Source organism: Affinundibacterium flavidum, assembly GCF_014284175.1.
GTDB classification, from domain to species: domain Bacteria; phylum Pseudomonadota; class Gammaproteobacteria; order Burkholderiales; family Burkholderiaceae_D; genus Undibacterium; species Undibacterium flavidum.
In genome coordinates, this window is sequence record NZ_JACOGA010000038.1 from 1 (window position 1) to 4,398 (window position 4,398).

Annotated in this window: 3 protein-coding genes; all 3 read right to left on the reverse strand. The window is 46.9% G+C overall.

Translation table 11 applies throughout. From position 1 onward, the window contains the following. Positions 1-134 precede the first annotated feature (134 nt). Positions 135-2,117, reverse strand: a complete 1,983-nt coding sequence (locus H8K55_RS21630; RefSeq protein ID WP_222612568.1) for an RHS repeat-associated core domain-containing protein — start codon at positions 2,115-2,117, stop codon at positions 135-137. A 364-nt stretch (positions 2,118-2,481) separates the two neighbouring features. Continuing rightward, positions 2,482-2,808, reverse strand: a complete 327-nt coding sequence (locus H8K55_RS21205; RefSeq protein ID WP_186944239.1) for a hypothetical protein — start codon at positions 2,806-2,808, stop codon at positions 2,482-2,484. 1 nt (position 2,809) lies between these two features. Continuing rightward, positions 2,810-4,398, reverse strand: a 1,589-nt coding sequence (locus H8K55_RS21210) for an RHS repeat-associated core domain-containing protein (protein WP_329605077.1), incomplete at its 5' end; no start/stop codon positions are given.

The following is a 4,398-nucleotide window of genomic DNA, read 5'->3' on the forward strand; positions in this document are numbered from 1 at the left end:
TTCATCGTCGGAATACCTCTTTTTTTGAATAAAAGAAAAATTATCGCCCGAAGGCAATTTAATCGGTTTCCCATTACTACGCTCACACCAATCGCGAATAGTTAAACAGGTATTAGAAAACATCATAAACTTTCTCACTTTAGATTTGAAATTGTTCCCGGTTCAATTTTATAAGGTAATTCTGTACGAAGTGCAGAACCAGTTCCATGAATCGTTCCGGTATGAGGATTTTTTACCGGGGCGAGATTCCACCATTCATTTCCCCCACCATTTTTCAAAGGAATAATATGGTGTGGAGTTGCTCCAGATGGCCAGTTTTCTCCAGTTTCAGCCTCCCACCTCTTGATGAGGTTTTTCTGATTTTTTTCGAAGTCTCTACGCAATTCACGATTAAGCTCCGATGATCTCTGTTTTATTGCCGATAATTTATCAGCAATCATTTTTTTCTGTCTATCAGAGATTGGAACTAAAGACCATTTATCAACATCATTTTCAATTTTTCGAAGCGAAGCATCTCTACTTGGAACATAAAAATTTCCAGAACGCTGTTCATTTTTTAGTACTGCTTGCTCCGCACCATTAACCTCAACAGACTCAATTTTAGCAATAGTTTGCTCAGTCTTCTTCGCCTTGAATGTGTCTTTCGCAGCTTCCTTCAAGAACGGCAATAAGGGCTTTGCTTTATTGAGTATGCCACCGACTAGTGGGCCAGCTATAATGGTCTCAGGCGTTGGTGCCACACCCTCAACAATTTCTCCGCCTATCTGAAATGCTAATTTGGCGCGTGAATGCATTTGCCTTAGTTGTATTTGACTAGGCAGTTCTTCGACTTCATCTCCGCCAATACCAGGCTTGTGGGCGGCTTCACGTGTTAATCGTCTTTGAACAAACTCTGGGTCATCAATATTATTCGATGGTCGAGTTTTGTCAGCAAGAGTCCTCCGTGCTCTTTCTTGTTCTCGTGCGATGTTGTTCGCTGCTTGTTGATCGGCATTCGGCGCAGGTGGACGATCACCAAATGTCTTTTGACCAGTAACTGGATCAATCGACATGTAGTAAGGTTTTCTTGATTGATACCCATGCAAATCAATGTAAGTCGTCGGATTCCCATAAGCATACAAATAGTGATGCAAAGACAGTGGTGTGTTCCAGTCGCCCTCATACGGATCTTGGGTGATGAAGCGGCCTGTTTGTGGGTCGTAGTAGCGGGCTTGGAAATAGATCAAGCCGGTCTCTTGATCCATCTGGTGGCCGGTGTAACCAAATTTGTTGGCGCTTTGTCCGCTTTGGCTGACGATGTTGCCGAAGGCGTCGTAGACGGTTTCGCTTTTGAGCTGGCCGCTGTTGTCCGTGGTGGCGGTGATGCTGCCTAGGGCGTCGTGGTGGAGGGCTTGGCTGCCGTCGGTGCTGCTCCACAGACTGACGGTGTGGCGTCCGTCGTTTTCATAGCGGCTTAGGGTGTTGCCGCTGGTGTCGCTGTCCTGGAAGGCGTGACGGCCGTTCCAGAGGGTGCGGAAGATCGCGGGCGGGGCATTCGGTTGTAAGGGGTCTTTGGCTTCTTTTTCGACACGCAGACCTAAGTGATTATTGCTGTAGTTGCCCAGCACCGTATTGTTTTTGCGAACGCTGATCAGGTTGTCTCTGGCGTTGTAGCTGTAGTACGTACTATCACTGCCTTGGGTCTTTTGGCTGAGGTTGCCTTGGCTGTCGTAGCTTAATGTGGTGTTGCCTGCGGCTGTGTCGGTGATGGCGGTGAGTTGGTTGCGACCGTCGTAGGTGTAAGTTTTTGTGATGCTTGTTGGGCTGCCTGTGCTGCCTGTGCTGCTTGTGCTGCCTGTGCCTGCTGGTTTGGTGCTGATGATTTCTTTGGTGCGATTGGCGACGCTGTCTAAGGTGTAGGCTGTGGTGACAGTTTGGTTGACGTCGATGACCTCGGTTTGGGTCAGGCGGTCGGCTTTGTCGTAGCTGTAATTGGTGACTTGGGCGGCGGCGTTGCGGTTGATGGTTTCTTTGGTACGATTGCCGTTTTGGTCGAACACGTAGTCGGTGCGCGCATGGATGATGTTGCCTTTGGCGTGTGTTACTTGTTGTATGCGCAGCGCAGCGTCGTAGCGCATGTTGCTACTGGTGCCGTTGCTGTAGGTGATCTGGGTGTTGTCGTGGCTGTAGCTAGCACTTTTGCCAGCTACAAAACTCAGATTATTAAAGATAGATGGACTAAACGTAGTCCAGTTTATCGCTCACACATTGAGCGCGTGATTGATCAGTTAATGGTCGGTTAAAATAAATGCCCGCTTCGCTCACACATTGAGCGCGTGATTGATCAGTTTCTAAACAGAGCGATTATTTAAAACAATTTATTTTAAAAATCTGAGCTGTTTCATATAAATTTCTAATTAAACAGCTCGTGATTTTTTAAACCATCTTAAAAGTGTATGTTTTTTCTTATGAACACTACAGACGGGCATCCCACTTTTCTCTCTAGGGGGCGGTGTCTCTAATTTTCTTTAGATATTTATCAAAAATTTTTGTATCTGAAATTGGTTTCCCACGATCATGTCCACCCGACCATTTTAAACTCGCTTGTTTATATAGTTCAAAGCCTTCATCAGTAAAATCTGATCGCATTACCTTCATTTCCCAATTGGGTTCTTGATTATCTTCAAGGATTGTTCTACTTAATAATCCATTCTGTTGGAAATAGCGAACCCAAATTGAAAATCGTTCAAGAGCTCTTTTACGATAGTTTAAATTTTTACTTGCATTAAAAAAACCTATGAGTGATGAAACCTGAAAATCTTTTTCCATTTTACTTAACCCTTATAATTCTCGTTGGTACATTTGACACGTCAATTAACTTTCCTGTTCTTTTGTCGCGAATAAAAGTACCTCCTTCGGAGCGAATATTTATTTCTTTTTCGGTCTGAGCTGCTTTATCTGAGGTCTTACTTGTCGTCTCAATAAGATAAATCACCACTCCGTTTTCAATCACAGCATGATCAATTCGTCTACCCTCACCAGTAACTGGATCAACCGCCTTTGTGTTATCTGCATTTCTCAATAATCGCTCACGCTGAACATCGGCATTTGGAAATGCTGCCTCCAATTTACCCTGCACACGCTTTTCTCGATCGCTTCCTGAAACCTGATTAGCAATTCTTCGATCTTTGGCAATTATATGTGATTTAAAATCCTGCTCTGCGATAGGCGTACCAATTATGCCATTTCCCTCCTGCTGATCAATCGGCGTAATCAAAGGAGAAATATCTGGGCGATGAATCGGCTTACCCTCAAGGATAGGCCGACTTTGCGGACGTGGTTTTGTCTGTCCTGTATGGCTTGGCCCCTTTATCGGTTCAATCGGCTTACCTTCCAGTTTGCCTTGATCGCCTTCGGTAATCACAAACGGTGTCGTCGCCTTTTTCAAGCCCGCTGATTGCGCATCTTTCTTCGCCCAATCCTCTTGCCATCTCGCCATTTCTTCTGGTGAAATTCGATACTCTGCTGGCTTTGGCCTGGCACTTGCTGATGCACCGCTAACTGATGCTGGTGCATCTCCAAAAATTTTGTTTGAGATGGACTTGATATTGCTTGTGAGATTATCCCATCCGCGTGTGATCGCTCCACCTATTGATCCTCCATTACTTCCACCTGGAGTTACTATCGGCATCGGAGCAATCGTACACACTGGGGGCAGGCATACTGGTATCGGCGCTATCGCTGTGACAGGATTGCGCGAAGTGATGTTCCAATTGTCGTTGGGATCTTGCGGGGAGTATCCATGCAAATCCACATAAGTCGTCGGATTCCCATACGCATACAAATAGTGATGCAAAGACAGTGGTGTGTTCCAGTCACCCTCATACGGATCTTGGGTGATGAAGCGGCCTGTTTGTGGGTCGTAGTAGCGGGCTTGGAAATAGATCAAGCCGGTCTCTTGATCCATCTGGTGGCCGGTGTAGCCGAACTTGTTGGCGCTTGTGCCGCTTCTGCTGACGATGTTGCCGAAGGCGTCGTAGACGGTTTCGCTTTTGAGTTGTCCGCTGTTGTCCGTGGTGGCGGTGATGCTGCCTAGGGCGTCGTGGTGGAGGGCTTGGCTGCCGTCGCTGCTGCTCCAGAAGCTGACGGTGTGGCGTCCGTCGTTTTCATAGCGGCTTAGGGTATTGCCGCTGGTGTCGCTGTCCTGGAAGGCGTGACGGCCGTTCCAGAGGGTGCGGAAGATCGCGGGGGGCGCATTCGGTTGTAAGGGGTCTTTGGCTTCTTTTTCTACGCGCAGACCTAGGTGGTTATTGCTGTAGTTGCCGAGCACCGTATTGTTTTTGCGAACGCTGATCAGGTTGTCTCTGGCGTTGTAGCTGTAGTACGTACTATCACTGCCTTGGGTCTTTTGGCTGAGGT